The sequence below is a fragment of the Streptomyces sp. NPDC052040 genome (genome assembly GCF_044548405.1).
In the GTDB taxonomy this organism is placed as follows: domain Bacteria; phylum Actinomycetota; class Actinomycetes; order Streptomycetales; family Streptomycetaceae; genus Streptomyces.
Genome location: NZ_JBIUBV010000007.1, coordinates 81,501 through 107,154 on the forward strand (window position 1 = coordinate 81,501; position 25,654 = coordinate 107,154).

Genomic DNA, 25,654 nt, shown 5'->3' on the forward strand with positions numbered 1-25,654 from the left:
GGCGTCGTGCGAACGAGGAGCACCATGGATTCCGGCCCCGCGGCCCCGGCCGTAGCACCCCTGCTGGAGGACTTCTCCCTGGAGATGACCGGCAAGGACGTCGTGAAGCTGGAGGAGGCCCGTGCCGTCGTTCCGCCCGGGACACGGATCAATGTGACCTTCCTGGGCACCGAGGACCTCACCACCCGGCTGGCGGCCGCCCGCGCGGTCAAGCGGCTGGGCTTCCTGCCCGTGCCGCACATATCGGCCCGGCGGCTGGCCTCCCGGGCGGACCTGGACGCCTTCCTGTCGGCGCTGCGGGCGGAGGGTCTCGCGGAGCGGGTGCTCGTGATCGGCGGCGACCCGGCCACCCCGCACGGCCCCTACGAGGACGCCCTGACCGTGATCCGCTCCGGCCTGCTGAACACCCACGGCGTACGGCACGTCGGGCTCGGCGGCTATCCCGAGGGGCATCCCGCCATCCCGGACGAGGTCCTGTGGTCGGCGATCGAGGAGAAGGCGAAGGCCCTGGAGGAACAGGAGCTGGACGGCGAGGTCGTCACGCAGTTCGGTTTCGACGCCGGATCCGTGCTCCGCTGGGTCGAGGCGGCCCGCGACCGGGGCATCGGACTGCCGGTGCGGGTCGGCGTGCCGGGCCCGGCCGGAGTACGGCGGCTGCTGACGTACGCCACCCGCTTCGGGGTCGGCACCAGCGCCTCCGTCGTCCGCAAGTACGGCTTCTCCCTCACCCAGCTGATGGGCACCGCCGGCCCCGACCGCTTCCTCCACACCCTCGCCGAGCACTACACCCCCGCCCGCCACGGCCAACTCAAGGTCCACTTCTACACATTCGGCGGCCTGCGCGCGGCCTCGGAGTGGGTGGCGGGGTTCCGGGCGGAGACGGTGGGACGGGGCTGAGCGGAGGCGGCTGCGGGGACGGCGCGGCCACTCGTCCTTGAGGTCGTCCGGCAGCAGGTGCCGCGCCACCTGGAGAAGCCGCTCCAGCCTGGCGGGATCCGTTTCCACGTCCGTCAGGATCCAGTAGGCGTAGCCGGCACTGCCCCTGGCTCTGCCCGAGAGCACTTCCTCGTAGAACGTCCAGATCCCGTTCCGTGCCGCCTCCCGGCATGCCTCGGCCAGACCCTCGTCGTCCAGTTGGACGAACCCTGCCAGCAGGTCCAGAAACTGATGCCGGGCCTCCCTGGAGAGGGACCGCCCGGCCAGACCGGCCATCAGCGCCCGGGCCACCGGCACCACCGTCGTCCTCCCCCAGGACTCCTGAAAGACATGGCCGTCAATACCGAGCGGCTGGGCCTCCTTCGACGTCCGCGCAGCGGCGAGCCGCAACAGGTCCCGGGGAACGTGCTCCGCGGACTTGCAGCTGCGGCACGGGAGCGTGGACCAGTCGTACAGGCTCAGCTCCATCTCCAAGGGCTTGGTGGAACTACGGCCGAACCTGTTCGGAAGCCACTTCAGCGCGGTGAGAGTGCTGAACGCCCGCACGATGGACCGGAAGGAGGAGCGGTACGTTGACCAGAACTCGTCCTGCTCGGCGACCGTACCCACCTGGCGGGCGGGAGCCGGAACCAGGTCTCGCGCTCCCACCCCGGCGCCGTCGCAGCACCGTGGGGCGCCCTGCTTCTCGGTCGGCAGCAGATGCCGCGCCACCTGAAGGAGTCGCTCCACCCTGGCGGGAGCCGTCTCCACCTCCTTCAGGAGGCAGTAGGCGAGAAGGGCACTGCCTTCTGACGCGCCGGACAGGACTTCCTCGTACAGCGCCCAGGTCCCGGACCGCACCACGTCCTTGCACGCCTCGGCGAGAGTCTCGTCGTCCACGACGACCAACGACGAGAGCAGCTCCAGAAACCGGTGCCGGGCGGCGTACGAGATGCCCGGGTCCGCCAGACCGGCCATCAGCACCCGGGCCACGGGAACGACGGTCGGCGTCGCCCGACCACCCTGGAGCACATGGGACTCGACGTCCCTCGTCCCGGCCTCCTCCCGCGTCTGCGCACGAGCCATCCGCAGCAGGTCACCCGGGACGTGCTCCGCCGACTCGCAGCCGCGGCAGGGGAGTGCGGACCAGTCGTAGAGACCGATCTCCAACTCCATGAGGTCCATGCCCTTCATTCCTCCGGTGCGCCTGCCTCTTCCGTCGGAATTCAGCGAAATGGGCCGTGTCACCGGATTTACGTCCGGTGGCACGGCCCATTTACCGTCCGAATGTCAGCCGTTGTGCTGCGGGGCGGGTTCGGGCTGCGGGGTGTTCATCGGCTTCGGGGTGGTCACCGGCTGCCGGATCGCAGCCACTGCCTTCCGGCGCGAAAGCGACCGGAAGAAGTTGACGACGACCATGACGGGGAGAATGAACGCCTTGAAGAACAGGATGTACGAGCCACCCTGGAAGATGAACCCCAGGTAGATGCCGTAGCCCATGAATCCGAGCCCGGCAATCGCGTTGAACGCCCGCCAACCATTGCTGAGACCACCGGAGTTGATGATGCCCAGGACCAGCATCGTGGCACCGCTGAGGAAGAGCAGCACGACGTACCAGGAAAAGAGGGGCTCAGCACTGAAGTCGAGGTTCACAAAAATCCCTTGAAGAAAATGTGGATGCCCGGTGAATGCGGACGGCGCAGACTACCCAGATCGCACGCACTTTCGCCACACACTTTGGAACGGGAGCACCGGCACTCCCGCCCCGCCTCCACGGCGAACCGCCCCTGCCAAAGCGGGCCGAAGTACCGCATGACACCGCCGGATTCGCCCCCACCGAACCCTCCGGCGCTCTCCGAAACTCTCCGGCGCTCACGGCCGGTGATCCAATCGTTGCCCGTTCGTGGCCTGTTCGGCTTCGAGTACAACGACCTGGGTCAGCCGTCCCCCGTCGGCCTCAACCGCCCGCCACGGGCCTGGAGCCGATGGCTGCGCAGGCCGCCTTCTCTGTGGGGTAGCCGTCCGCCGGGAAGATCACCGGGGCTCCGAGTGCCCCACCGTCGCCGGTGACCGCGGAATCGCCGCTGTCAGGCTGTGCGTTGGGGAAATAGCAGGCCGCGAACCGGGGCGGCTTGGCCGTCCGCGGCGCTGTGCCCTGTGCGGGCTGATTCCACATGCCGTATAGAGCACCTCCAGGGCCCGGTGTCCGGCCGGGTCGCCATGTTCCCCGGCGGTTGTTCGTCGTCGTCTCACAGCACCTCCATGTTCCGCCCGTCGATGGCCGCCAACGGCCGTCGACGGCCCTCAACCGGGAGAAGTACGGCCGGGCCGGATCTCCTACAGGGCCGAGGAGACGGTCTGAAAGACGAGGAAGGGGTCTGCACAACCAGCGGCAGCACCAGCACGGATGTAGCCGCGGTCCATACGGTGTGCTCGACGGGTCGAAGACGCCGTACAGACAGATGCGCTGCCTCACGCTTCGGGGGCATGGTCCGGTCAACTCATCGCGGTGACAAGGGTGGAGGAGATGTGGGCCAGGGTGGGGTCGGCGGCGATGAAGAACGCCTCGACTCCCGCCAGTTCGCGGTTCATGCGGGCCATCGGCATTTCGTAGTCCAGGTCGTGGGTGTTGCGGACTCCGCGGATGACGATGTCGATTCCGGCGTGGCGGCAGTAGTCGACCAGCAGGCCGCCGGTGTGGGAGTCGACCGTGACGTTGCTCAAGTCGGTTGCTGCCGCGCGGAGTCGTTCCAGCCGTTCCGCGACGGGGAGGCGGCCGGTCTTGTTCGCGTTGAACATCACGCACACGACGACCTCGTCGAACAGCAGGGCAGCGCGCCGTAGTACGTCCTGATGCCCCTGCGTGACCGGGTCGAAGGATCCTGGGAAGAGGGCTCGCATGATCGGAGGGTAACAAGCGGTCGCCCCGGCGGTGGAGATGCTGCGACGCCACGGCTGGGGCCGCCAGGTCTCCGCGGAGCGTGCCGTCGAGCGGGACGCGGCCGGTGTTTTACGTTTCGCTTGGCCGGGCTGTCCTGCGGAACCTGCTTGCGAGCCTTGCCAGTGGAGCCACGGGGCTGAGGGCCCTCAGGGTGGAACGGGTGGAGGACGAACGGTACTTGGCCCAGAAGGCCTCCTGCTCGGCCACCGAGCTCACTTGGTCGGCGAGAGCCGGGGCGAGCAGCGGGACCAGGTCCGCCGGTCCCGGATTTCTGAGGGAGGGCAGCAGATACACCATGCCGCCTCCGACCGCGCTCGCCTGAGGTGAGGGGCGGGCGTTGGCCCTGGCGCCATTGCAGCACAGCCGTACGCCCTGCTTCTCGGCCTCCCTTCGCACCTGCTGGAGCGCGTGGAAAAGATCGGCACCGACGGCCTCGAACGACCGCCCGTCGGGAGCCATCGCCCGGATTGTCCATGGCTCTTCCTCGGAGGAATGGACCATCCATTCCTCCGGGCCGACCGGCGTCCGGGCCGGGATCGCAGTCTTGGTCACTTCGCTCCCTACCGTGGGTTCTCGATCATCTCGCCGGTGGGCCGTGCCCATTCCCGGCGTCCCGCCCTCACGATCATGAGGGGTCGTCACGTCCCGTGCCAGGGCTGAACGCAAACGGCCGGAGCCCCCGCACAGCGGGCTCCGGCCGTTGGGGTGGGGTGGGTCAGAGGGCGAGGCCCGTCAGGACGAGGACGCGCTCGTAGGTGTAGTCGTCCATCGCGAACTTCACGCCCTCGCGGCCCACTCCGGACTGCTTGGCGCCGCCGTAGGGCATCTGGTCGGCGCGGTAGGAGGGGACGTCGCCGATGACGACGCCGCCGACCTCCAGGGCGCGGTGGGCGCGGAAGGCGGACTGGAGGTCGTGGGTGAACACGCCTGCCTGGAGGCCGTACTTGGAGTCGTTGACGGCCGCGAAGGCCGCCGCCTCGCCGTCCGCCTTCTGTACGGTGAGGACGGGTCCGAAGACCTCCTCGCAGGAGAGGTTCGTACCGGCCGGGACGTCGGTCAGCACGGTCGGCGCGTAGGAGGCGCCGTCGCGCTTGCCGCCGGTGAGCAGGGTGGCGCCCGCCTCCACGGCCTCGTCGACCCAGGACTCCACGCGCCGGGCGGCGTCCTCGCTGACCAGCGGGCCGACGTCGGTCGCGGAGTCGGCGGGGTCGCCGGTGACCTGGGCCTCGACGGCGGCGACGATACGCGGCAGCAGGCGGTCGTAGACCGAGGCGTCGGCGATCACCCGCTGCACGGAGATACAGGACTGGCCGCCCTGGTAGTTGGAGAAGGTGGCGATGCGGGTGGCGGCCCAGTCCAGGTCCGTGTCGCCGGCGTAGTCGCCGAGGACCACGGCCGCGCCGTTGCCGCCCAGTTCCAGGGTGCAGTGCTTGCGCGGCACCGAGTCCATGATCGCGTAGCCGACCTTCTCGGAGCCCGTGAAGGAGATCACCGGCAGGCGCTCGTCCTGGACCAGGGCGGGCATCCGGTCGTTGGTGACCGGCAGGATCGACCAGGAACCGGCGGGCAGGTCGGTCTCGGCGAGCAGCTCGCCGAGGATCAGGCCGGACAGCGGGGTGGCCGGGGCCGGCTTGAGGATGATCGGGGCACCGGCGGCGATCGCGGGGGCGACCTTGTGGGCGCACAGGTTCAGCGGGAAGTTGAACGGCGCGATACCGAGGACGACGCCCTTGGGGAAGCGGCGGGTCAGCGCGAGGCGGCCCTGGCCGCCCGCGTCGGTGTCCAGGCGCTGGGCCTCGCCGCCGTTGAAGCGGCGGGCCTCCTCGGCCGCGAAGCGGAAGACGGAGACGGCGCGGCCGACCTCGCCCCGGGCCCACTTGACCGGCTTGCCGTTCTCGGCGGAGATCAGCTGCGCGATCTCCTCGGTCCGCTCCGCCAGGCGCTTGGAGACATGGTCGAGGGCGGCGGCGCGCACATGGGCCGGGGTGGCGGCGAACTCGTCACGCACGGCGTACGCGGCGGCCACGGCCTCCTCGACCTGGGCCTCGGTGGGCACGCTGACCTGGGCGACCAGCCGGTTGTCCCACGGGGAGGTGACGTCGAAAGCGGACTCACCGGTGGCCTGGCGGCCGGCGAGCCAGAAGGCGTGGGTGGAGGTCATGGTCGGTCCCGGCCCTTCGGTGGTGGGTTGTTCCTGGTACTGCCTGGTGCTGCTTGGTACTGCCTGGTACTACGGGGACCACGGTAGGGCCGGGGCGGCGCCGGGTCGTTTGTCCGGGGAGTAGCAGTACGGGGGCGCGGTTCTACGTGGTGTACAGCGAGAGCCCGCCGGGGCCGCCGGGGCTCCCGGGTGTCACTCCCCCGCGGCGGCCGTGGCCTTGAGGGCGAGCCACAGCTCCATCCGGACGTCCGGGTCGTCGAGGGAGCGCCCGAGGATCTCCTCCACGCGCCGCATCCGGTAGCGCAGGGTGTGGCGGTGGACGCCGAGGTCGGCGGCCGCCGCGTCCCACTGGCCGTGGCGGGACAGCCAGGCCCGCAGCGAGGCCACCAGGTCGCCGCGGCCCGTCGCGTCGTGCTCGCGCAGCGCGCGCAGCAGACCGTCGGCGAAGGCGCGCACCGCGTCGTCCTGGAGCAGCGGCAGCACCGATCCGGCGCCCAGTTCGTCGTGCTCGACCAGCGAGCGGCCGCGCCGCCGGGCCACCGACAGCGCCTGTTCGGCCTGCTTGTAGGCGGACGCGGCGGCGATCGGCCCGGCCGGGGCGGAGACCCCCACCACCAGCTCGTTCCCGTCGGCGGCGGCCTGCTCCCGGGCCGCGGCCCGGGCCGCCTGGACCGCGAGCGCGTAGTCCTGGCAGGCGGCGAAGGCCGCGCCGCCGTCCCCGGCGAGCACCACCAGCCGCTCCCCGTCGGGCACCACCAGTACCGATTCCCCGGCGCGGGCGGCGGCGGACTCCACGATCTCCGCGAGGCCGTCCAGCGGATCGCCGGCCGCCTCGGCCGCGGCGAGGGCGGCGGCGGTCGGCGGTGCGGGGACCGTGCGGGCGTGCCCGTCGGCGTGGGCCCGGGCCGCGGACGCGGACGCCGACTCGGCGAGGATCAGCCGGAACGGGGCGTCCAGCAGGTCGCCGTAGAGATCACCTGCCACGGCTCGCGCATGGTGGGGCTCACCGGCGAGCAGCATGCGCAGGACGGCGGTGCCGACGCGCTGTTCGGCGGCGTGCAGGGAGCGGGACCGCTCGGTGGTCAGGGTCAGCAGGGCGATGGCGGAGTGCACCGCGTACCGCTCGGCGGTGCCGAGGGGGGCGGCGGTGCCCACGGCGAGGGCGGCCCGCGGGCGCCGTCCGGTGCCCAGGGAGTGCAGTTCGACCCGGTCCTCGCCGCTCGGGCCGCCGGCCACGGAGCTGGCGGGGGCGGGGCGCTCGCGGAGCCGCTCCACATCGGCGGTCAGCCGGGCGGCGCGCCGTCCGGCCCACTCGGGGGCGGCCGCGACGACGGCGCCGGACGCGTCGTAGAGCGCGGCCCAGCCGTCCACCTGCTGGGCGAGCGCGGCGAGCAGCCCCTCGGGGCCGTCGCTGAGGGCCTGCCGGGTCAGCTCGCGCTGGGCGGCGAAGCCCGCGGTCACCGAGCGGTACTGGTCGGCGGCGATGGCGGCGGAGACGGCCTTGCTTATGGCGAGGAAGGGGGTCCGGCGGGGCACCTCCAGAAGGGGCAGCCCCTCCTCCTGCGCGGCGGTCACCAGTGCCTCGGGGATCTCGTCGTAGTTGACGCCGACGGCGAAGCCGAGGCCGACGACGCCCGCGCCCGCGAGCCGCTTCACATAGCGCCGCATGGCCACCGGATCCTCGGCGTCCAGTTTCAGCGCGGTGATCAGCAGCAGCTCGCCGCCCTCCATATAGGGCACGGGGTCGGCGAGTTCGCTGACGTGGGCCCAGCGGACGGGGACGTCGAGGCGGTCCTCGCCCGCGCGCACGGTCAGCTTGAGCGCGGAGTGGTGGACGAGCGAGGCGAGGGTGGGGGGCATGTGGCCTTCGGTCTGCACGGGAACCGTGGGACATCACGGACGGTGTGAACTTTGTGATGCTTTGGCCGCCGCGTATGAACGACCTATGTCGATTCTGCCTCACCGTACGGTCGGGGCGAGCCCGGATATACGTTCCTGCCGGTTCCTTCTGGCCATTATTTTTCGGACACCGACAGAACACCGGTTACCGGACAGCAGACACCCGTCGGCGGACGCGGTGTCCGCTTTGTCTGGCGCACGGTTCCCGTGGAGGCTCCGCCCCGCACGGTCCCGCACGGTCCCGCACCGAACGCCCCGCAGCGCCCCGCAGCGCCCCGCGGCGCCCCTCAGCCGCGCAGATTCACCAGCAGCGGCGGCGCGTGCTCGCCCTGCACGGTCGTCAGCGACAGCACCGCGTGACCCGGGGGCACCGCATGGGCCAGCTCGGAGGCGGACCAGCGCTCCCGCTCCACCTGGCGCACGGTGACGGCGCGCGCGGTCGGCGCCCGGCCGGTGATCATCCGGCGCAGCATGTGCAGGGCCTTGCCCGCGGGGGTCTCCGCGATGATCTGCCGGTCGGTGACGTCCCGGGCCTCGATCCACTCCTTGCCCCAGACCTCGGCGAAGTCCTGGCCGTCCCAGGGGGTGAGCCCGGACAGCGCCATCCGGCACCCGGCGGCGCCGAGCAGCGGCCCGCGCAGCGGCCGGGGCACGTCGTCGAGGGTGCGCAGGGTGAGCACGGTCCCGGCGTTCGCGGACCGCAGCCGCTGGATGGACCGCACGGCCTCGGGGGTGACCGCCCCGGTCGCGTCGTCCAGCACCAGGCAGGCGAAGAGCGAGCGGTCCTCGCGCGCCGAGACCGCGGCCGTGAACTGGGCGAGCACCAGCCGCGCCAGGATGCGGGAGGCATCGGCGTGGCCGCGCTCGGGGAGGTCGATACGGACGCGGACCGGGTGGTCCAGCGCCCGCAGCGAGAAGGGCCGGGACTGCCCGGAGGTGTCGAAGAAGGAGGCGAAGGCGGGCCGGTCGAGCAGCGCCACCCGGTCGGCGAGGACGCCGCCCACGTCGCCGGGGTGCCCGGACTGCCGCTCCCGCGCGTCCAGCTCCCGCAGCAGCGAGTCCCGGCCCGCGTCCACCAGCGCCTTGCGCAGCGCGGCGAGCGGGCCGGGCGCGCCCTCCAGGAGCTGCCGCAGCTCGGGCACCGAGGGGAAGCGGCCGTGAACGGCCAGATAGGGGCCGAGGAGCTGGGCGAGCACGGTGGCGGCCCGGCGGCCGTCCCCGCCGTGCTGCGGATCGGTGAGGTCGCCCACCAGGGCCTCGGCCAGTACGGCCGCGGCCTCGTCGGGGTCGGTGGTGCCGCCGTAGAGGTCCAGGTCGTACACCGATTCGGGGTGGCCGATGCGGACGACGACGTCGTAGGCGTCCGCCGGGCCGAGTCCGGCACCGGCCGCGCCGACGACGACCACGGCGGCCCGCCCGGACAGCGCGTGCAGGCACAGCGACTCGACGAGCGGCCACACCAGCGAGCCGGTCTTGCCGGAGCCGGAGGGCCCGACGGCGACCAGGGAGGTGCCCAGCAGCTCGGGGGCGAGCGCGAGTCCGCTGCCGCGGTAGCCGTAGGGGTTCCGGGGGTCGTCGAGCGCGGTGCCGAGCCGCACCTGCCCGGTCATGAGGTCGTGCCGGGCCAGCCGGGCGGGCAGGTCGCGCTCCCCCGAGGGGTGCAGACAGGCGGCGGCGCCGTCCTTGAGGACCGTCCCGGTGAACGCGGCCAGGCTGTGGCGGCCGGTGAGCACGCCCTGCCAGGCGCGGGCGATCCGGGCGTGGTCGACGTCCCGCATCAGTCCGGCGCGCGCCTCGGCGGCGAGCCGGTCGGCGGCGTCGTGGGCGCCCGCGGCCCGGAGCTGGTTCCACTGGGCGGGGTCGTCCTCGGGGGCCGGCGGGGGCGCCTGCCGGGGTTCGGGACGCCGCAGCCGGGACGCCCCGAACCGGCGCCACACCTCGCCCCAGCGGCCCAGCCTGCCCACCACCAGCGCGATCCCGAGCACGACGAGCAGGTCGTAGCCGTCCCAGAGGACGAGGTTGAAGACATCGCCGTGGTCGCTGCTCTGCCGCCAGGAGTCCGGCGTCAGCAGATACAGGGGCAGGATCCACCAGTCGCCGAGGTAGCCGTGGGAGAGCAGGGACCACAGCAGCCAGCCCACCAGGAAGGCGATCAGCGCGCCGCTCAGCAGCTGCCGGGCCGGGATCTGCTCCGGCTCCTGGTCCGGGCGGGGGCGGTGCCCGAAGCGCCAGACGCCCGGCGCGGCCTGGGGCCGTGGCGCCCGCAGCCAGGTGAGGAAGGCGGTACCGTCGGGCAGTGGGGGCACCCCCGGCGCCCCCGACACCCCTGACACATCCGACACCCCGGGCATGCCCGGTGCCTCGGTCGGCATGGGGGGCAGGGCGGGCGTCCCGGAGTGCCCCGGGACTGCCGGGCGTTCCGGCGGCCCCGCCGGACGCGGCACGGGTGTGGCCCGTGTGCTCCGCGCGTCCTGCGTCCCGTCGCTGTCCATCGCCGTTGCCCCCTGACCAGCCGCTCCGTCCACCGTCAGCGAGTCAATCTAACGCGCTCCACGGGGAGTTCACCGCATACGCCGCCGGGCCTGCGGCGATACCGCGCCGCTCCGCTATGTCCACCGCGGACAAGCGGCGGCGCGCAAGGCGCCCACATGGAGCATGCCCACCCTCCGCCGCCGCCTCTAGCCTGCGAGAAAAGCAGGCTAGCGTCCGAAAAGACACCCCCGCCCGGACCCCCGTCCGCCGGACCACCGGCACCGGGATTCCCGGTTCGGTTCGCACGATCATCAGGGAGCCCCCCATGAGCGCCATTCCGCAGGAGCGCCGCGTCGTCACCGCCATCCCCGGCCCGAAGTCGCAGGAGCTTCAGGCCCGCCGTACCGCTGTGGTCGCGCAGGGCGTGGGCTCCACGCTGCCGGTCTTCACCCAGCGTGCGGGCGGCGGGATCATCGAGGACGTCGACGGCAACCGCCTGATCGACTTCGGCTCGGGCATCGCCGTGACCTCGGTCGGCGCCTCCGCCGAGGCCGTGGTGCGCCGTGCCTCGGCGCAGCTCCAGGACTTCACCCACACCTGCTTCATGGTCACGCCGTACGAGGGCTACGTGGCCGTCGCGGAGGCGCTGGCCGAGCTGACGCCGGGCGACCACGCCAAGAAGTCCGCGCTGTTCAACTCGGGCGCCGAGGCCGTGGAGAACGCCGTCAAGATCGCCCGCGCGTACACCAAGCGCCAGGCCGTCGTCGTCTTCGACCACGGCTACCACGGCCGGACCAACCTGACGATGGCGCTGACGGCGAAGAACATGCCGTACAAGCACGGCTTCGGCCCGTTCGCGCCCGAGGTCTACCGCATGCCGCTGGCCTACGGCTACCGCTGGCCGACCGGTCCGGAGAACTGCGGCCCCGAGGCCGCCGCCCAGGCCATCGACCAGATCACCAAGCAGGTCGGCGCCGACAACGTGGCCGCGATCATCATCGAGCCGGTGCTCGGCGAGGGCGGCTTCATCGAGCCGGCCAAGGGCTTCCTGCCCGCGCTGCGCCAGTTCGCCTCCGACAACGGCATCGTCTTCGTCGCCGACGAGATCCAGTCGGGCTTCTGCCGCACCGGCCAGTGGTTCGCCTGTGAGGACGAGGGCATCGTCCCGGACCTGATCACCACCGCCAAGGGCATCGCGGGCGGTCTGCCGCTGGCCGCCGTGACGGGCCGCGCCGAGATCATGGACGCCGCGCACGCGGGCGGCCTGGGCGGCACCTACGGCGGCAACCCGGTCGCCTGCGCCGGTGCGCTCGGCGCGATCGAGACGATGAAGGAACTCGACCTCAACGCCCGGGCGAAGGAGATCGAGGAGACCATGAAGGCCCGCCTGGCGGCGATGGCCGAGAAGTTCGACGTGATCGGCGACATCCGCGGCCGCGGCGCGATGATCGCGATCGAGCTGGTCAAGGACCGGGCCACCAAGGAGCCGAACGCGGAGGCGACCGCCGCGCTGGCCAAGGCCTGCCACCAGGAGGGCCTGCTGATCCTGACCTGCGGCACCTACGGCAACGTGCTGCGCTTCCTTCCCCCGCTGGTGATCGGCCAGGACCTGCTGAACGAGGGCCTGGACATCATCGAGCAGGCGCTCGCCCGGGTCTGACCCGGCCCGCGCCCGCCCGGCGCACCATCCGCCGCCCCGGCCCCCTGCGCCCCACGCGCCCCAGGGCCGGGGCGGCGGCGGTCGGAGGGTGTGAAGAAGGTGTGGGGGGTGGATGGCGGGACGCGATTCCGGCTGTCGGAGCGGTTTTTCCTGCCGTAGGTTTCTCGGCAGATGAGAGATACACCCGCCCGCAGGGGACTGCGGACGGTACCGGGCGTGGCTTCCTCGGCTTCGGCCCGGTCGTGCCTCGCGCACACACCCGGAGTATCCGGCTCCGGATCTCCTCACCGATCGGACGGCCGCACGCCCCACACCCCCCGGGGCGCGCGGCACCCCGATCCGGCCGGCCGCCTCGGAACCGCCCCCCTGTTCCGGGGCGGCCGACCCGCGTCCTGCCCCGGATCCCTCTCCGTCGGCCGTTTCCTGCGAAGCTGTTCCGGTGACGTCCACCGCCAAACAGGCCCCCGGAGCCGCACCGCCCGCCGCACTCCGCAGCCGTCCGGCCCTCACGCTGGCCGCCTCGGCGCTGCTGCTGTTCCTCCTGATCACCTGGCAGGTCGTCACCCATGGGCCGCTCACCCGGGCGGACCGGCACCTCAGCGCGGACGTCACCGCTCCGGACCGTGTCTCGGGGCTCCTCGCCGACCTGGGAAGCATCGCGGTCGCCGTCCCCGTCCTGGCCCTCGCCCTCGGTTGTGCGGCCCGGCGCGCCCACCGCGCGGGGGCACCCGGCTGGTGGCTGCCGTCGCTCGCAGCGGCCGCCCTGATGGCGGTGCTGCCGGGCGTGGTCCTGCCGCTGAAGGACCTGATCGCCCGGCCGGGGCCGCCGGTCATGGGCGCGACGACGGGCTTCTTCCCCTCGGGGCACACCGCCACGGCCACGATCGCCTACGGCGCGGCGGCCCTGGTCCTGTGGCCCTGGCTCACCACACCCCGCGCCCGCCGCGCCCTCCTCACGGCGGCCGCGTCCCTCAACCTGGCCGTCGCCTACGGCCTGATCCGCCACGGCTACCACTGGCCCCTGGACGTCCTGGGCAGCTGGTGCCTGTGCGGGGCGCTGCTGTGCGGGCTGCGGGTCCTGCTCGGGACGGTCACGGCGATGAGTGCCGGGACGCTCACGGCGGTGGACGACGGCGCGGAGGCCGCTCCCCCGCCCGCCCGCTGACCGCCACCCCGCCGGACCCGGCGGGCGGGGGCCGGGCCGACGGGGGTGTCCCGGGGTCAGCTGTCGAAGCCCAGGCCCAAGCGGTCCATGGTGCGCAGCCAGAGGTTGCGGCGGCCGCCGTGGGCGTCGGCGCGGGCCAGGGACCACTTGGTGAGGGCGATGCCCGTCCAGGCGAACGGCTCGGGCGGGAAGGGCAGCGGCTTTCTGCGGACCATCTCCAGCTCGGTCCGCTCGGTGCGCTCCCCCGCCAGCAGGTCCAGCATCACATCGGCGCCGAAGCGGGTGGCCCCGACGCCGAGTCCGGTGTACCCGGCCGCGTAGGCCACCTTGCCCTGGTGGGCGGTGCCGAAGAACGCCGAGAAGCGGGAGCAGGTGTCGATCGCGCCGCCCCACGCATGGGTGAAGCGGACGCCCTCCAGCTGCGGGAAGCAGGTGAAGAAGTGCCCGGCGAGCTTGGCGTAGGTCTCCGGGCGGTCGTCGAACTCGGCGCGCACCCGCTTGCCGTAGGGGTAGATCGCGTCGTAGCCGCCCCACAGGATGCGGTTGTCGGCGGAGAGCCGGAAGTAGTGGAACTGGTTCGCCGAGTCCCCGAGGCCCTGGCGGTTGCGCCAGCCGACCGAGGCCAGCTGCTCGTCGGTGAGCGGCTCGGTCATCAGCGCGTAGTCGTAGACCGGGACGGTGTACGAGCGCACGCGCCGCACCAGGCTCGGGAAGATGTTCGTGCCGAGCGCGACCCGGCGGGCGCGGACCTGGCCGTAGGGGGTGCGGACGGCCATGCCCCCGCCGTACGGGCGCAGGGTGAGGGCGGGTGTGTGCTCGTAGATCCTGACGCCGAGGCGCAGACAGGCGCGCTTGAGGCCCCAGGCGAGCCTGGCCGGGTTGACCATGGCCACGCCCCGGCGGTCCCAGAGCCCGGCGAGGAAGGTCGGCGAGTCGACCTGTTCGCGTACCGCCTCCGCGTCCAGGAACTCGGTGCCCCCCGCGAGGCCCCGCCTCTCCATCTCGTCGTACCAGTCGCGCAGTTCCCACGCCTGGTAGGTCTCGGTCGCCACATCGATCTCGCCGGTGCGCTCGAAGTCGCAGTCCAGGCCGTGGCGGGCGACCGCCTTCTCGATCTCGTCCAGATTGCGGTCGCCCAGCTCCTGGAGTTTGTGGATGTCGTCCGGCCAGCGGGCCAGGCCGTTGGCCAGGCCGTGGGTGAGGGAGGCGGCGCAGAAGCCGCCGTTGCGGCCCGAGGCGGCCCAGCCCGCCTCGCGGCCCTCCACCAGCACCACATCCCGCTGCGGGTCGCGCTCCTTGGCGATCAGCGCGGTCCACAGTCCGCTGTAGCCGCCGCCGACGACCAGCAGGTCGCAGGTCTCGGTGCCGGTGAGGGCGGGCTCGGGGTGGGGCTTGCCGGGGTCTTCCAGCCAGTACGGGACCGGCTGTGCGTCGGAAAGAGATGTGGTCCAACGGGTCATGGCGCTTGGGGCCATGATTTCAACTCCCTACCAGTGCCTTACGCGGAGCGGCTTACGCCTTCTGACGGTTTCGGCGATTGCCGAGGACCATGGAAACCAGGACGAACAGTACGGCGACGATGAACATCGTCGTGCCGATGACATTGATCTGAACGGGCGTTCCGCGCTGGGCCGATCCCCATACGAACATGGGGAAGGTGACGGTGGAACCCGCGTTGAAATTGGTGATGATGAAATCGTCGAAGGAGAGCGCGAAGGCGAGCAGCGCGCCCGCGGCGATTCCGGGGGCCGCGATGGGCAGGGTGACGCGCAGAAACGTCTGCACGGGCCCGGCGTAGAGGTCCTGGGCCGCCTGCTCCAGGCGCGGGTCCATCGACATCACACGCGCTTTGACCGCGGTGACGACGAAGCTGAGGCAGAACATGATGTGGGCGATCAGGATCGTCCAGAAGCCGAGCTGTGCGCCCATGTTGAGGAAGAGGGTGAGCAGCGAGGCGGCCATGACCACCTCGGGCATCGCCATCGGCAGGAAGATCAGCGAGTTCACGGCACCCCGGGCGCGGAAGCGGTAACGCACCAGGGCGAAGGCGATCATCGTGCCCAGAGCGGTGGCGCCGAGCGTCGCCCAGACCGCGATCTGAAGGCTGAGGGACAGCGAGCCGCACATGTCGGCGACCCCGCACGGATCCTTCCAGGCGTCCGTGGAGAACTGCTGCCACTCGTAATTGAAGCGCCCCTTCGGTTTGTTGAAGGAGAACACCGTGACAATGACGTTCGGCAGCAGCAGATATCCGAGCGTCAGAAGTCCCGCGATGACGACGAGATGGCGCTTGAGCCAGTGCACGAAGGGCATTTAGACCAGATCCTCCGTCCCGGACCGGCGAATGTAGACCGTGACCATGGTGAGGATCGCGGCCATGAGGATGAAGGAGAGCGCCGCGGCCGTCGGATAGTCGAGGATCCTCAGGAACTGCGTCTGGATGACGTTTCCGACCATGCGGGTGTCGGTGGAGCCGAGCAGGTCGGCGTTGACGTAGTCACCGGCCGCCGGGATGAAGGTCAGCAGGGTGCCGGAGACCACGCCCGGCATCGACAGCGGGAAGGTGACCTTGCGGAAGGTGGTGAAGGGGCGGGCGTAGAGGTCGCCCGCGGCCTCGTGGAGGCGCCCGTCGATCCGCTCCAGCGAGGTGTACAGCGGCAGGATCATGAACGGCAGGAAGTTGTACGTCAGACCGCACACCACCGCGAGCGGGGTGGCGAGGACGCGGTCACCGGCGGTCCAGCCGAGCCAGTTGGTGACGTCCAGGACGTGCAGTTTTCCGAGGACGGCGACGACCGGGCCGTTGTCGGCGAGGATCGTCTTCCAGGCCAGGGTGCGGATCAGGAAGCTGGTGAAGAACGGGGCGATCACCAGGATCATGATCAGGTTGCGCCAGCGTCCCGCGCGGAAGGCGATGAGATACGCGAGCGGGTAGCCGAGCAGCAGGCACAGCACGGTCGCGGCGGCCGCGTAGAGGACGGAGCGGACGAACTGCGGCCAGTACTCGCTGAGCGCGTTCCAGTAGGTCGCGAAGTGCCAGGTGACCTTGTAGCCCTGCTCCAGGGAGCCCGTCTGCACGGAGGTGGAGGCCTGGTAGATCATCGGCAGGGCGAAGAAGACGACCAGCCAGAGGATGCCGGGCAGCAGCAGCCAGTACGGGGTGAGGCGGCCCCGTTTGCGCGGGGGCTTCGCGGCGGGCTCGGCGGGGGCGAGGGGCGGGGGCGCCTCGGTGGCGGCGGACATCAGGCGGACTCCTCCTCGACGCTCTTCACACCGGCGTCGATGTCCTGCGCCGCGTCCAGTCCGAAGGTGTGCGCCGGGTTCCAGTGCAGGACGACCTCGGCGCCGGGCACCAGGCGGGGATCGCGGTCGATGTTCTGGGCGTAGACCTCGAACTCGGGGCAGACCGGGCTGTCGACGACGTACTGGGTGGAGACGCCGATGAAGCTGGAGTCGGCGATGGTGCCGGTGATGCGGTTGCGGCCCCCGGGGATCTCACCCGCGTCGTCGGCGTGGGTGAGGGAGATCTTCTCCGGGCGGACCCCGACCAGCACCTTTCCGCCGGGCGCCGTGGGGGCGGAACATCGGGCCCCGGGCAGCGTGAGCTTGCCGCCGCCCGCCTTCAGGACGATCTCGTCGCCGCTTCTGGCGTCCACCTCGGCCTCGATCAGATTGGAGGTGCCGAGGAAGTTGGCGACAAAGGTGGTCCCCGGGTTCTCGTAGAGGTCGGTGGGCGACCCCAGCTGCTCCACCCGGCCCGCGTTCATCACGGCGACCGTGTCGGCCATGGTCATGGCCTCCTCCTGGTCGTGGGTGACATGGACGAAGGTGATGCCGACCTCCGTCTGGATGCGCTTGAGCTCCAGCTGCATCTGGCGGCGCAGCTTGAGGTCCAGGGCGCCCAGGGGCTCGTCGAGGAGGAGCACCTTGGGGTGGTTGATCAGGGCGCGGGCCACGGCCACGCGCTGCTGCTGGCCGCCGGAGAGCTGGTGCGGCTTCTTGCGCGCCTGCTCGCCGAGCTGCACCAGGTCGAGCATGTCCTCGACCTGCTTCTTCACCGACTTGATGCCGCGCCTGCGCAGTCCGAAGGCGACGTTCTCGAAGATGTCGAGGTGCGGGAAGAGGGCGTAGGACTGGAAGACCGTGTTCACCGGCCGCTTGTACGGCGGAAGGTGCGTCACGTCCTGGTCGCCGAGGCGCACGGTGCCCGAGCTGGGCTCCTCCAGGCCCGCGATCATGCGCAGGGTGGTGGTCTTGCCGCAGCCGGAGGCGCCGAGCAGGGCGAAGAAGGAGCCCTGCGGCACGGTCAGGTCCAGCGGGTGTACGGCCGTGAAGGCGCCGTAGGTCTTGCTGATCCCGGAGAGGCGGACGTCGCCGCTGTTGTCTGTCGTCATCTTCGTCACGCCCCTGTGAGCTTCGCGAACTTCTCTTCGTAGGCCGTCTCTTCCTTCTGCGTCAGTGAGCGGAAGGCGTGCGACTTCGCGGCCATGGCCTTGTCGGGAATGATCAGCGGGTTGTCCGCCGCGGTCCGGTCGATCTTCGCGAGATACGGCTTCACTCCGTCGACGGGGGAGACGTAGTTGATGTATGCGGCGAGCGCGGCGGCCTGGTCGGGCTCGTAGTAGAAGTCGATGAGCCGCTCGGCGTTCGTCTTGTGGCGGGCCTTGTTGGGGATCAGCATGTTGTCGCTGGACGACATGTAGCCGCTGTCCGGGATGACGAAGCCGACGTCCGGGCTGTCCGCCTTGAGCTGGACGATGTCGCCGCCCCAGGCCACACAGGCGGCCAGGTCGCCCTTGGCGAGGTCGGAGGTGTAGTCGTTGCCGGTGAAGCGGCGGATCTGGCCCTTGTCGACGGCCTTCTGGAGCCGGGCGATCACCGCGTCGAAGTCGTCGTCGGTGAAGCGCGCCGGGTCCTTGCCCATGTCGAGCAGGGTCATCCCGATGGTGTCGCGCATCTCGGAGAGAAAGCCCACCCGGCCCTTGAGCCGGGGGTTGTCGAGCAGGTCGGAGACCGACTTCACCTCGATGCCGTCGAGTGCCTTCTTGTTGTAGGCGATGACGGTCGCGATGCCCTGCCAGGGGTAGGAGTACGCGCGTCCCGGGTCCCAGTCGGGGCTGCGGAACTGCGCCGACAGACCGGCGTAGGCGTGGGGCAGGTTGGCGGGGTCCAGCTTCTGCGCCCAGCCCAGCCGGATCACCCGGGCGGCCAGCCAGTCGGTGAGGACGATGATGTCGCGGCCGGTGTCCTGGCCCGCGGCGAGCTGCGGCTTGATCTTGCCGAAGAACTCGTTGTTGTCGTTGATGTCCTCGGTGTACTTGACCTGTATGCCGGTCCGCCGGGTGAAGGTGTCCAGCGTCGGATGGTGCTTGCCGCCGGAGTCGACGTCGATGTACTCGGGCCAGTTGGAGAAGTTGACCACCTTCTCCTTGGCCGAGTGGTCGTCCGCGGACACACTGCCCGGGGCCTTGCCGGCCGCGGGGATCCCGCAGGCGCTCAGCGCCCCGAGGCCCCCGGCCGCGAGCGCGCCGCCCGCGGTGGCACGCAGCAGCGACCGGCGGGTGAGGGAGGCCCTGCCGTCGCGGAAACTGCGCCGCATGGCGGCCACTTGGACCGGGGAGAGGCGTTCGGGCTCGTACTGCTCCATGCGCTGGTGCCCTTTCGGGAGGATGGGCCGTGGTGGGCGGCCGGGTCTGGTCTATCGGTCCCCGAAGATCGTGCGGTGCCAGTCCTTGCGGGCCACCGCAGTGTTGTCGAACATTACGTGCTTGATCTGCGTGTACTCCTCGAACGAATACGAGGACATATCCTTGCCGAAGCCGGACGCCCGGTAACCGCCGTGCGGCATCTCGCTGATGATCGGGATGTGGTCGTTCACCCAGACACAGCCCGCCCGCAGTTCGCGGGTGGCGCGGTTGGCCCGGTAGACGTCCCGGCTCCAGGCGGAGGCGGCGAGCCCGTAGGGGGTGTCGTTGGCGAGCCGGATGCCGTCGTCGTCGGAGTCGAAGGGCAGCACCACCAGGACCGGGCCGAAGATCTCGGACTGGACCACCTCACTGTCCTGCGCGGCACCGGCAATCAGGGTGGGCCGGTAGTAGGCGCCCCCGGCGAGGTCGCCGCCGGGGGCCTCGCCGCCGGTCACCACACGCGCGTAGGCACGGGCCCGGTCGACGAAGGCGGCCACCCGGTCCCGCTGGAGGTGCGAGATCAGCGGGCCCAGGTCGGTGTCCGGGGCGAAGGGGTCCCCGAGCCGGACGCTCTCCATGAGCGCGGCCGTCCGGGAGACGAACTCCTCGTAGAGGGGCCGCTGCACATAGGCGCGGGTGGCGGCCGTGCAGTCCTGGCCGGTGTTGATGAGGGCGCCCGCGACGGCGCCGTGCACGGCCGCCTCCAGGTCGGCGTCGTCGAAGACGACGAAGGGCGCCTTGCCGCCCAGTTCCAGATGGAGCCGCTTGACGGTGGCGGTGGCGATCTCGGCCACCCGGCGGCCTACGGCGGTGGAGCCGGTGAAGGAGGTCATGGCGACGTCCGGATGGCCGACCAGCCGCTCACCGGCCTCCCGGCCGGTCCCGCTGACGACGTTGACGACACCGTCGGGCAGTCCCGCCTCGGTGGCGGCCCGGGCGAACAGCAGCGAGGTCAGTGGGGTCAGCTCGGCGGGCTTCAGCACGATGGTGTTGCCCGCGGCGATCGCCGGGAGGATCTTCCAGGCGGCCATCTGGAGCGGGTAGTTCCAGGGCGCGATGGAGCCGACGACGCCGATGGCCTCCCGGCGTACGTAGGAGGTGTGGTCGCCGGAGTACTCCCCGGCGGACTGGCCCTGGAGATGGCGGGCGGCCCCGGCGAAGAAGGCGGTGTTGTCGACCGTGCCCGGGACGTCGAACTCCCGGGTGAGCTTCAGCGGCTTGCCGCACTGGAGCGACTCGAAGCGGGCGAAGTCCTCGGCCTGCCCGGCGAGGACGGCGGCGAAGCGGTGCAGCGCGTCGGAACGCTCCCCCGGGGTCGCACCGGCCCACTCGGGGAAGGCGGCACGCGCGGCGGCCACGGCACGGTCGACGTCCTCGGCACCGGCCAGCTCATAGGTGTACACCTCGTCGCCGGTCGACGGGTCGACCACCGTGTGCGTACGGCCCGACGTGCCCCTGGCCGGCTTGCCCCCGATGTGCTGCGCGCCCTCCGCGAAACGCGTCCGGACGTCCTCGCGCGTGGTGCGGCGGACATCGGTGCCGTCGGCGTTGCCCGGGTTCTGCATGTCGCTCTCCTCCGCCCCCGGCCCGCGTTCGACGCGGGGGCTGGCGTGGCTCTGGCTCGATTTGAGTGCCGATCCTGACAGAGCAAGTGGACTCCAACAAGTGATTCCGTTGTTGCCTTTTGGTTACGCGACGGAATCTGTCGACCAGATGTCGAGTGCCAGGGAAAAAGGGAGGACGGAGTGTCAGTGGTGCCTGCCAGACTCCGGTGGCATGGAGAAGATCGATTCTCGGGAGGCCCTGGTCAGGGCCGTCCACGCGGGGGCGAGGGTCAAGTACCTGCACTTCTGGGGCCACCGGCCGCGCCGGGACGGGCAGCCGGGGGCCAGCTGTCTGAGCCAGTGGTGGCCGTCGCCGTTCACCGTGGACGGGCGGGAATACGCCACGGCGGAGCACTGGATGATGGCGTCCAAGGCCCGCCTCTTCGGTGACACGGACGCGGAGCGCAGCGCGCTTCAGGCGCCGAACCCGGCGCTCGCCAAGCGCGCGGGCCGCCTGGTGCGCGGCTTCGACGAGGCGGTGTGGGCGCGGGAGCGGTTCGCGATCGTGGTCGAGGGCAGCGTCCACAAGTTCGCGGCCCACCCGGATCTGCGGACGTTCCTGCTGGGCACGGGCGAACGGATCCTGGTCGAGGCGAGCCCGCTGGACCGGGTGTGGGGCATAGGCCTGGCCGCGGACCACGAGGCGGCGGCGGACCCGGAGCGCTGGCGGGGGTCGAACCTGCTGGGCTTCGCGCTGATGGAGGCCCGGGAGCGGTGGGGGCGGGGGTTTGAGGGGGCCCGGGGGTCCGGGGTCCGGGGGTCCGGCGTGCTGAGGGGGAGCTACGGCGGGCGGCCGCCCATGGGAAGGGGCCGCCCCGATGGGACGGCCCCTTTGCACGGCTCCTTTGCACGGCTCCTTTGCACGGCTCCTTGGGACGGCTCGGCCCGGTCGAGGGCCCGGCCCGTTCAGAGGGTGCCGGATTGAGGACCCGGCCCCGCGCCGGTCAGAAGGTGCCGGACGAGCCCACGACACTCGCGAAGAGTGCGAGGCCGAGCAGCGGCAGCACCACCGTGGCCACGATTCCGCAGACCAGTCCGGCGGTCGCCGCCCCCTTGTTGGTGGCCTCGCCGCGCTTGGCCTTCCCCCGGCCGACCGCGCCGAAGATGATGGCGAGCACGCCCAGGATGACGCCGAAGAACCACAGGAAGATCGTCAGGCTGCACACCACGCCGATGATGCCGAGCACCAGCCCCGTGGTGCCCATGCCATTGCTGGGCTGGGCGGCCATGCCGTAGCCGGGCCCCTGGGGGTACGCCACGGGCGGCGCCGCCGGATAGGACGGGGCGGAGCCGGGGTGGCCGTACTCGGGTCCGGACTGCGGGTGGCCGTAGCCGGGGGCCGACTGCGGATAGCCGTAGCCGGGTGCCGACTGCGGCGGCTGCGGCGGCGGTGGTCCGAAGCCACCGGCTCCCGGGCTGGCGTTGGACATGTGTGGTCTCCCCTCCATGGACGGTCAAGGCATCGTAATGGCCCCGTTCGCCACGGTGCGCGCCGTTTGCCACACCGGTCCCCGCACGGTGGCCCCCGCCCGTGCGGAGCGGGGGCCGGCCGGAGTCAGCCGGGGTAGTGCGCGGGCGCCGAGATCCCGAGGGCGTTCCCGACGGAGGGCTCGTGGGAGGAGGAGGGATCGTCGTGGATCGCGGCTGTGAGGCCGATGACCACCAGCACGATCACCGCCACCCCGAGCACGATGCCGACGATGCCGAGGACGAAGCCCGCGACGGCCTGGCCGCGGTTGTCGGCCTCCCCGGCCTCCGCCCGCTTGCGGCCCTTGATGCCGAAGACCAGCGCGAGGATGCCGAGGATCAGCGAGACCACGCCGTAGAGGCAGAAGAGGCACACCGAGAGGATGCCCAGCACCATGGCGGCGACCCCGAGCCCGTTGCGCGGGGGCGCGGGCATCCCGGGCCAGCCGTAGCCCGCGTAGCCCGGGGGCGACGGGTAGCCGTAGCCGGGCGGGGGCGCGTATGCGGCGGTCGCGGGGTCCGGGGGCGCGATCGGCGGGGGCGGCACGGGGAAGCCCTCGCCCGGCCCCGGGGCACCGCCCGCCGGGCCGGTGGCGGCCGGACCGGACCCCGGTGGGGCATAAGGGTCCGGGGCCGCCGGGGGCACCGCGCCCGTGGTCATACGGTCATGGAAGGGCGGCGGGTACCCACCCGGGCCCGCGGACCCGGCGGGTGGTCTGTCCGCCTTGTCCATCGACACCTTCCGCTCCGGCGGCGCCCATGGATCGTCCGCCCCCGCCGCGGCGTCCTGTCCGGGATGTGCTTCGTCGGCCACGTCGTGCCCCCCCTGGTCTCTCGAACCGTCATGCTACGGCCAGCCCCGCACGCCCACTCGAACCCCCCTGCCCGGCCACCCGGTCCGGCACGGGTCCCGCGGACCGGCCTGCGCGCACCGGCCTGCGCCCGCTCCCGTACCCCTGCGCTCCCGGCGCAGCGGGCCCCTGCTCCCCCGGCGCAGCCGGACCCGACGTGCCCGCCCGACACGGCCGCCCGGCCGTATGCCTAGGATCGTTCCCGAGTCATCGATCAGCCGATCACCCGCGTCCCGCCCTCACCCGGCGCCGGGACGCCGTTCCCGGGGAGGAACCTTGACCGACCACCGCGACACCGGTGCCGTGCACGACCTGCACACCTTCATCGCCGGACTGCCCAAGGCCGAGCTGCATGTGCACCATGTGGGCTCCGCCTCCCCCCGGATCGTCGCGGAACTGGCCGCGCGCCACCCCGACTCCAAGGTGCCCTCCGACCCCGAGGCGCTGGCCGACTACTTCACCTTCACGGACTTCGCCCACTTCATCGACGTGTATCTGTCCGTCGTCGACCTCATCCGGACCCCCGAGGACATCCGCCTGCTGACCTACGAGGTCGCCCGCGACATGGCCCGGCAGCAGATCCGCTACGCCGAGCTGACCCTCACCCCGTTCTCCTCCACCCGGCGCGGCATCGACGAGCGTGCCTTCATGGACGCGATCGAGGACGCCCGCAAGGCGGCGGAGGCCGAGTTCGGGACCGTACTGCGCTGGTGCTTCGACATCCCCGGCGAAGCGGGCCTGGAGTCCGCGGAGGAGACGGCCCGGCTGGCCACCGACGACCGGATCCGCCCCGAGGGACTCATCTCCTTCGGGCTCGGCGGACCCGAGATCGGCGTTCCCCGGCCGCAGTTCAAGCCGTACTTCGACCGCGCCATCGCGGCCGGCCTGCGGTCCGTGCCGCACGCGGGCGAGACCACGGGACCGCAGACGGTCTGGGACGCCCTGGTCGACCTGCGCGCCGAGCGCATCGGGCACGGCACCAGTTCCGCCCGGGATCCCGAGCTGCTCGCGCATCTCGCCGAGCACCGCATCGCGCTGGAGGTCTGCCCGACCTCCAACATCGCCACGCGCGCCGTCGCCACGCTCGACGAGCACCCCCTCAAGACGTTCGCGGATGCCGGGGTCCTCGTCACCATCAACTCGGACGACCCGCCGATGTTCGGCACCGACCTCAACAACGAGTACGCGGTCGCCGCACGGCTGCTCGACCTCGACGAGCGGGGGCTCGCCGCTCTCGCCAAGAACGCGGTGGAGGCGTCCTTCCTCGACGACACGGGCAAGAAGAGGCTGGCGGCCGAGATCGACACCTACACCGCCGGTTGGCTCACGCCCTGACGGCACCCCCACAATGAGCCGCATGAGCAGCATGAGCCCGACGGGCCCCGTCAGTCCCCCGCGCACCGTGACCGCCGTGGCCCATCGCGGCGACCCCTATCTCCACCGCGAGAACACCGTCGGCTCACTGTGTTCCGCGCTCCGCCGGGGTGCGGACGCGGTGGAGATCGACGTACGACTGACCCGGGACGGTGTGCCGGTGCTGCTGCACGACGCCACCCTGAAGCGGCTGTGGGACCAGGACCGGCCGCTCGCCGGGCTCTCCGCCGCCGAGGTGCACGGGCTCACGGCGGGCGGGGTGCCGACCCTGGCGGAGGCGCTGGCCGCGACCGGGGGAAGCCGGGTGATGATCGACCTGCCGGGCGCTCCCCCGGTCCGGGCCGTGCGCCGGGTGGTGGACGTGGTCCGGGAGTGCGGCGCGCAGGAACGGGTGTACTACTGCGCGGGGGCCGAGGCCATGCTGGCGGTCCGGTCCGCCGACCCCGCCGCGGAGATCGCCCTGACCTGGACCACCCTCGCCCCGCCCCGGCCCGCCCTGCTGGAGGCGGTGCGGCCGCGCTGGCTCAACTACCGCTTCTCACTGGTGACCGCGGAACTCGCGGCCCAGGTGCACCGGGACGGCAGGCTGCTGTCCGTCTGGACCCCCGACACCCGCCGCGCGATGCGGCGCCTGCTCGCGCTGGGCGTGGACTCGATCACGACCAACCGCCTCGACGCACTGCACGCGGTACGCGACCACTGAGCTACGCGCGGTCCCACCGGGCCGGTGGCCACATACCCGGCCAGTGACCAAGTGCCCCGACGGTGGCCAAGCACCCGGCCCGGCGGGAGGAGTTCACTCTCCCGCGGCCGTGGCGGGGGCCACCCGCGGAACCGGCGCCGCCGGTCGTCCCGCCCGCTGCAACTGCTCCAGTTGCTCCAACTGCTCCAACTGCTCCAGCCGTTTGATCTTCTTCCGCAGCACGTACAGCGGGATGACGCCGAAGACCCCGAAGGACATGTCGATCACCGACCACCAGAAGGGGATGCCGCGGATCGGCCCGCAGATCAGGGCCAGCGGCACGATGCCCGCGCAGGCGATCATCCCGAACTCCACGACCCAGATGTTGCGTACGGGATCGCGGTAGGGCCCGTAGAACGCCACCGCGATCACGAGATGGGCGAAGGCCAGCCAGTCCGTGCCGTAGAGCAGGAACGGATAGCGGGCGTCGGCGGCGTCCAGGCCCTGGCGTACGTGGGTGATCCAGTCCGCGAGGGCGGGGAGGTACCGGGGCACGGACAGGGAGGCGAGCAGGTCTTCGGCCCAGCGCAGCTCGTGCACCAGAGGGAAGGCCGTGGCGCCGCTCAGCACGAGGCAGACGACGAAGAGGAACAACCAGGCGCGGATGCCCTTCAGCAGGGCGGCTCTGTCGCTCATGGCAGGAGCGTACCCATTTTTTGAACACGTTCAAAAGGGGGGTCCCCAAAGCCGCGGACGACGCCGGTGCGACAGGTCCG

Annotated in this window: 19 protein-coding genes and 2 pseudogenes; 6 read left to right on the forward strand and 15 right to left on the reverse strand. The window is 71.7% G+C overall.

Annotated elements, in window-relative coordinates:
* Positions 1-24 precede the first annotated feature (24 nt).
* Positions 25-897: a methylenetetrahydrofolate reductase gene (locus tag ACIHAA_RS16535; RefSeq protein ID WP_399817592.1), complete on the forward strand. Its 873-nt coding sequence runs from the start codon at positions 25-27 to the stop codon at positions 895-897.
* Positions 898-2,205: 1,308 nt separating this feature from the next.
* On the opposite strand, the gene ACIHAA_RS16540 is transcribed toward ACIHAA_RS16535, so the two are convergent.
* From ACIHAA_RS16540 to ACIHAA_RS16565, 6 genes are all read right to left on the reverse strand, one after another.
* Positions 2,206-2,568, reverse strand: coding sequence for a hypothetical protein (locus tag ACIHAA_RS16540; protein ID WP_399817595.1), 363 nt, complete (start codon positions 2,566-2,568; stop codon positions 2,206-2,208).
* Between the two features lie 843 nt (positions 2,569-3,411).
* Entirely contained in the window at positions 3,412-3,816 is a 405-nt protein-coding gene (gene coaD, locus ACIHAA_RS16545) for a pantetheine-phosphate adenylyltransferase (protein WP_399817597.1), read from the reverse strand.
* A 109-nt stretch (positions 3,817-3,925) separates the two neighbouring features.
* Positions 3,926-4,408, reverse strand: coding sequence for a hypothetical protein (locus ACIHAA_RS16550; protein ID WP_399817599.1), 483 nt, complete (start codon positions 4,406-4,408; stop codon positions 3,926-3,928).
* A 163-nt stretch (positions 4,409-4,571) separates the two neighbouring features.
* Positions 4,572-6,017, reverse strand: coding sequence for an aldehyde dehydrogenase family protein (locus tag ACIHAA_RS16555; protein ID WP_399817601.1), 1,446 nt, complete (start codon positions 6,015-6,017; stop codon positions 4,572-4,574).
* A 192-nt stretch (positions 6,018-6,209) separates the two neighbouring features.
* The gene (locus ACIHAA_RS16560; RefSeq protein WP_399817603.1) at positions 6,210-7,877 is read right to left on the reverse strand and encodes a PucR family transcriptional regulator; all 1,668 of its coding nucleotides are present in this window, start codon (positions 7,875-7,877) and stop codon (positions 6,210-6,212) included.
* 326 nt (positions 7,878-8,203) lie between these two features.
* Positions 8,204-10,408, reverse strand: coding sequence for an ATP-binding protein (locus tag ACIHAA_RS16565; RefSeq protein WP_399817605.1), 2,205 nt, complete (start codon positions 10,406-10,408; stop codon positions 8,204-8,206).
* 305 nt (positions 10,409-10,713) lie between these two features.
* On the opposite strand from ACIHAA_RS16565, the gene gabT reads away from it, so the two are divergent.
* The gene (gene gabT, locus ACIHAA_RS16570) at positions 10,714-12,048 is read left to right on the forward strand and encodes a 4-aminobutyrate--2-oxoglutarate transaminase (protein ID WP_399817606.1); all 1,335 of its coding nucleotides are present in this window, start codon (positions 10,714-10,716) and stop codon (positions 12,046-12,048) included.
* Between the two features lie 439 nt (positions 12,049-12,487).
* Positions 12,488-13,213 (forward strand): phosphatase PAP2 family protein, encoded by a 726-nt coding sequence (locus ACIHAA_RS16575; protein ID WP_399817608.1) that lies wholly within the window; start codon positions 12,488-12,490, stop codon positions 13,211-13,213.
* A gap of 56 nt (positions 13,214-13,269) precedes the next feature.
* Here the strand turns inward: ACIHAA_RS16575 and ACIHAA_RS16580 are convergent, their stop codons facing one another.
* From ACIHAA_RS16580 to ACIHAA_RS16605, 6 genes are read right to left on the reverse strand one after another with little or no spacing between them, the layout of a single operon-like run.
* On the reverse strand, positions 13,270-14,688 hold the full coding sequence (locus ACIHAA_RS16580; protein WP_399817610.1) for an NAD(P)/FAD-dependent oxidoreductase: 1,419 nt from the start codon (positions 14,686-14,688) through the stop codon (positions 13,270-13,272).
* A 37-nt stretch (positions 14,689-14,725) separates the two neighbouring features.
* Positions 14,726-15,526 carry an ABC transporter permease gene (locus ACIHAA_RS16585; protein WP_399817611.1) on the reverse strand — a complete coding sequence of 267 codons (801 nt, stop codon included), beginning with the start codon at positions 15,524-15,526 and terminating at the stop codon, positions 14,726-14,728.
* The gene (locus ACIHAA_RS16590; RefSeq protein ID WP_399817613.1) at positions 15,527-16,456 is read right to left on the reverse strand and encodes an ABC transporter permease; all 930 of its coding nucleotides are present in this window, start codon (positions 16,454-16,456) and stop codon (positions 15,527-15,529) included.
* Entirely contained in the window at positions 16,456-17,607 is a 1,152-nt protein-coding gene (locus ACIHAA_RS16595; protein ID WP_399817615.1) for an ABC transporter ATP-binding protein, read from the reverse strand. The genes ACIHAA_RS16590 and ACIHAA_RS16595 overlap by 1 nt, the downstream gene beginning before the upstream one ends.
* Before the next feature lie 5 nt (positions 17,608-17,612).
* Positions 17,613-18,860 carry a spermidine/putrescine ABC transporter substrate-binding protein gene (locus ACIHAA_RS16600; RefSeq protein ID WP_399817617.1) on the reverse strand — a complete coding sequence of 416 codons (1,248 nt, stop codon included), beginning with the start codon at positions 18,858-18,860 and terminating at the stop codon, positions 17,613-17,615.
* Between the two features lie 51 nt (positions 18,861-18,911).
* On the reverse strand, positions 18,912-20,465 hold the full coding sequence (locus ACIHAA_RS16605; protein ID WP_399817619.1) for a gamma-aminobutyraldehyde dehydrogenase: 1,554 nt from the start codon (positions 20,463-20,465) through the stop codon (positions 18,912-18,914).
* A gap of 211 nt (positions 20,466-20,676) precedes the next feature.
* Here ACIHAA_RS16605 and ACIHAA_RS16610 point away from each other — a divergent pair.
* A pseudogene (locus ACIHAA_RS16610) lies at positions 20,677-21,219 on the forward strand (NADAR family protein); the annotation flags it as partial.
* Between the two features lie 229 nt (positions 21,220-21,448).
* Here ACIHAA_RS16610 and ACIHAA_RS16615 read toward each other — a convergent pair.
* Together ACIHAA_RS16615 and ACIHAA_RS16620 are read right to left on the reverse strand one after the other, a co-directional pair.
* Positions 21,449-21,934, reverse strand: a complete 486-nt coding sequence (locus ACIHAA_RS16615) for a DUF4190 domain-containing protein (RefSeq protein WP_399817621.1) — start codon at positions 21,932-21,934, stop codon at positions 21,449-21,451.
* A gap of 125 nt (positions 21,935-22,059) precedes the next feature.
* Complete coding sequence (locus ACIHAA_RS16620) at positions 22,060-22,632, reverse strand: DUF4190 domain-containing protein (protein ID WP_399817623.1); 573 nt, start codon at positions 22,630-22,632, stop codon at positions 22,060-22,062.
* A gap of 399 nt (positions 22,633-23,031) precedes the next feature.
* Between ACIHAA_RS16620 and ACIHAA_RS16625 the strand changes: the two are divergent.
* A pseudogene (locus ACIHAA_RS16625) lies at positions 23,032-24,157 on the forward strand (adenosine deaminase).
* Between the two features lie 22 nt (positions 24,158-24,179).
* Positions 24,180-24,899, forward strand: a complete 720-nt coding sequence (locus ACIHAA_RS16630; RefSeq protein ID WP_399817625.1) for a glycerophosphodiester phosphodiesterase — start codon at positions 24,180-24,182, stop codon at positions 24,897-24,899.
* Between the two features lie 93 nt (positions 24,900-24,992).
* On the opposite strand, the gene ACIHAA_RS16635 is transcribed toward ACIHAA_RS16630, so the two are convergent.
* Positions 24,993-25,574, reverse strand: a complete 582-nt coding sequence (locus tag ACIHAA_RS16635) for a hypothetical protein (protein WP_399817627.1) — start codon at positions 25,572-25,574, stop codon at positions 24,993-24,995.
* Positions 25,575-25,654: the final 80 nt, after the last annotated feature.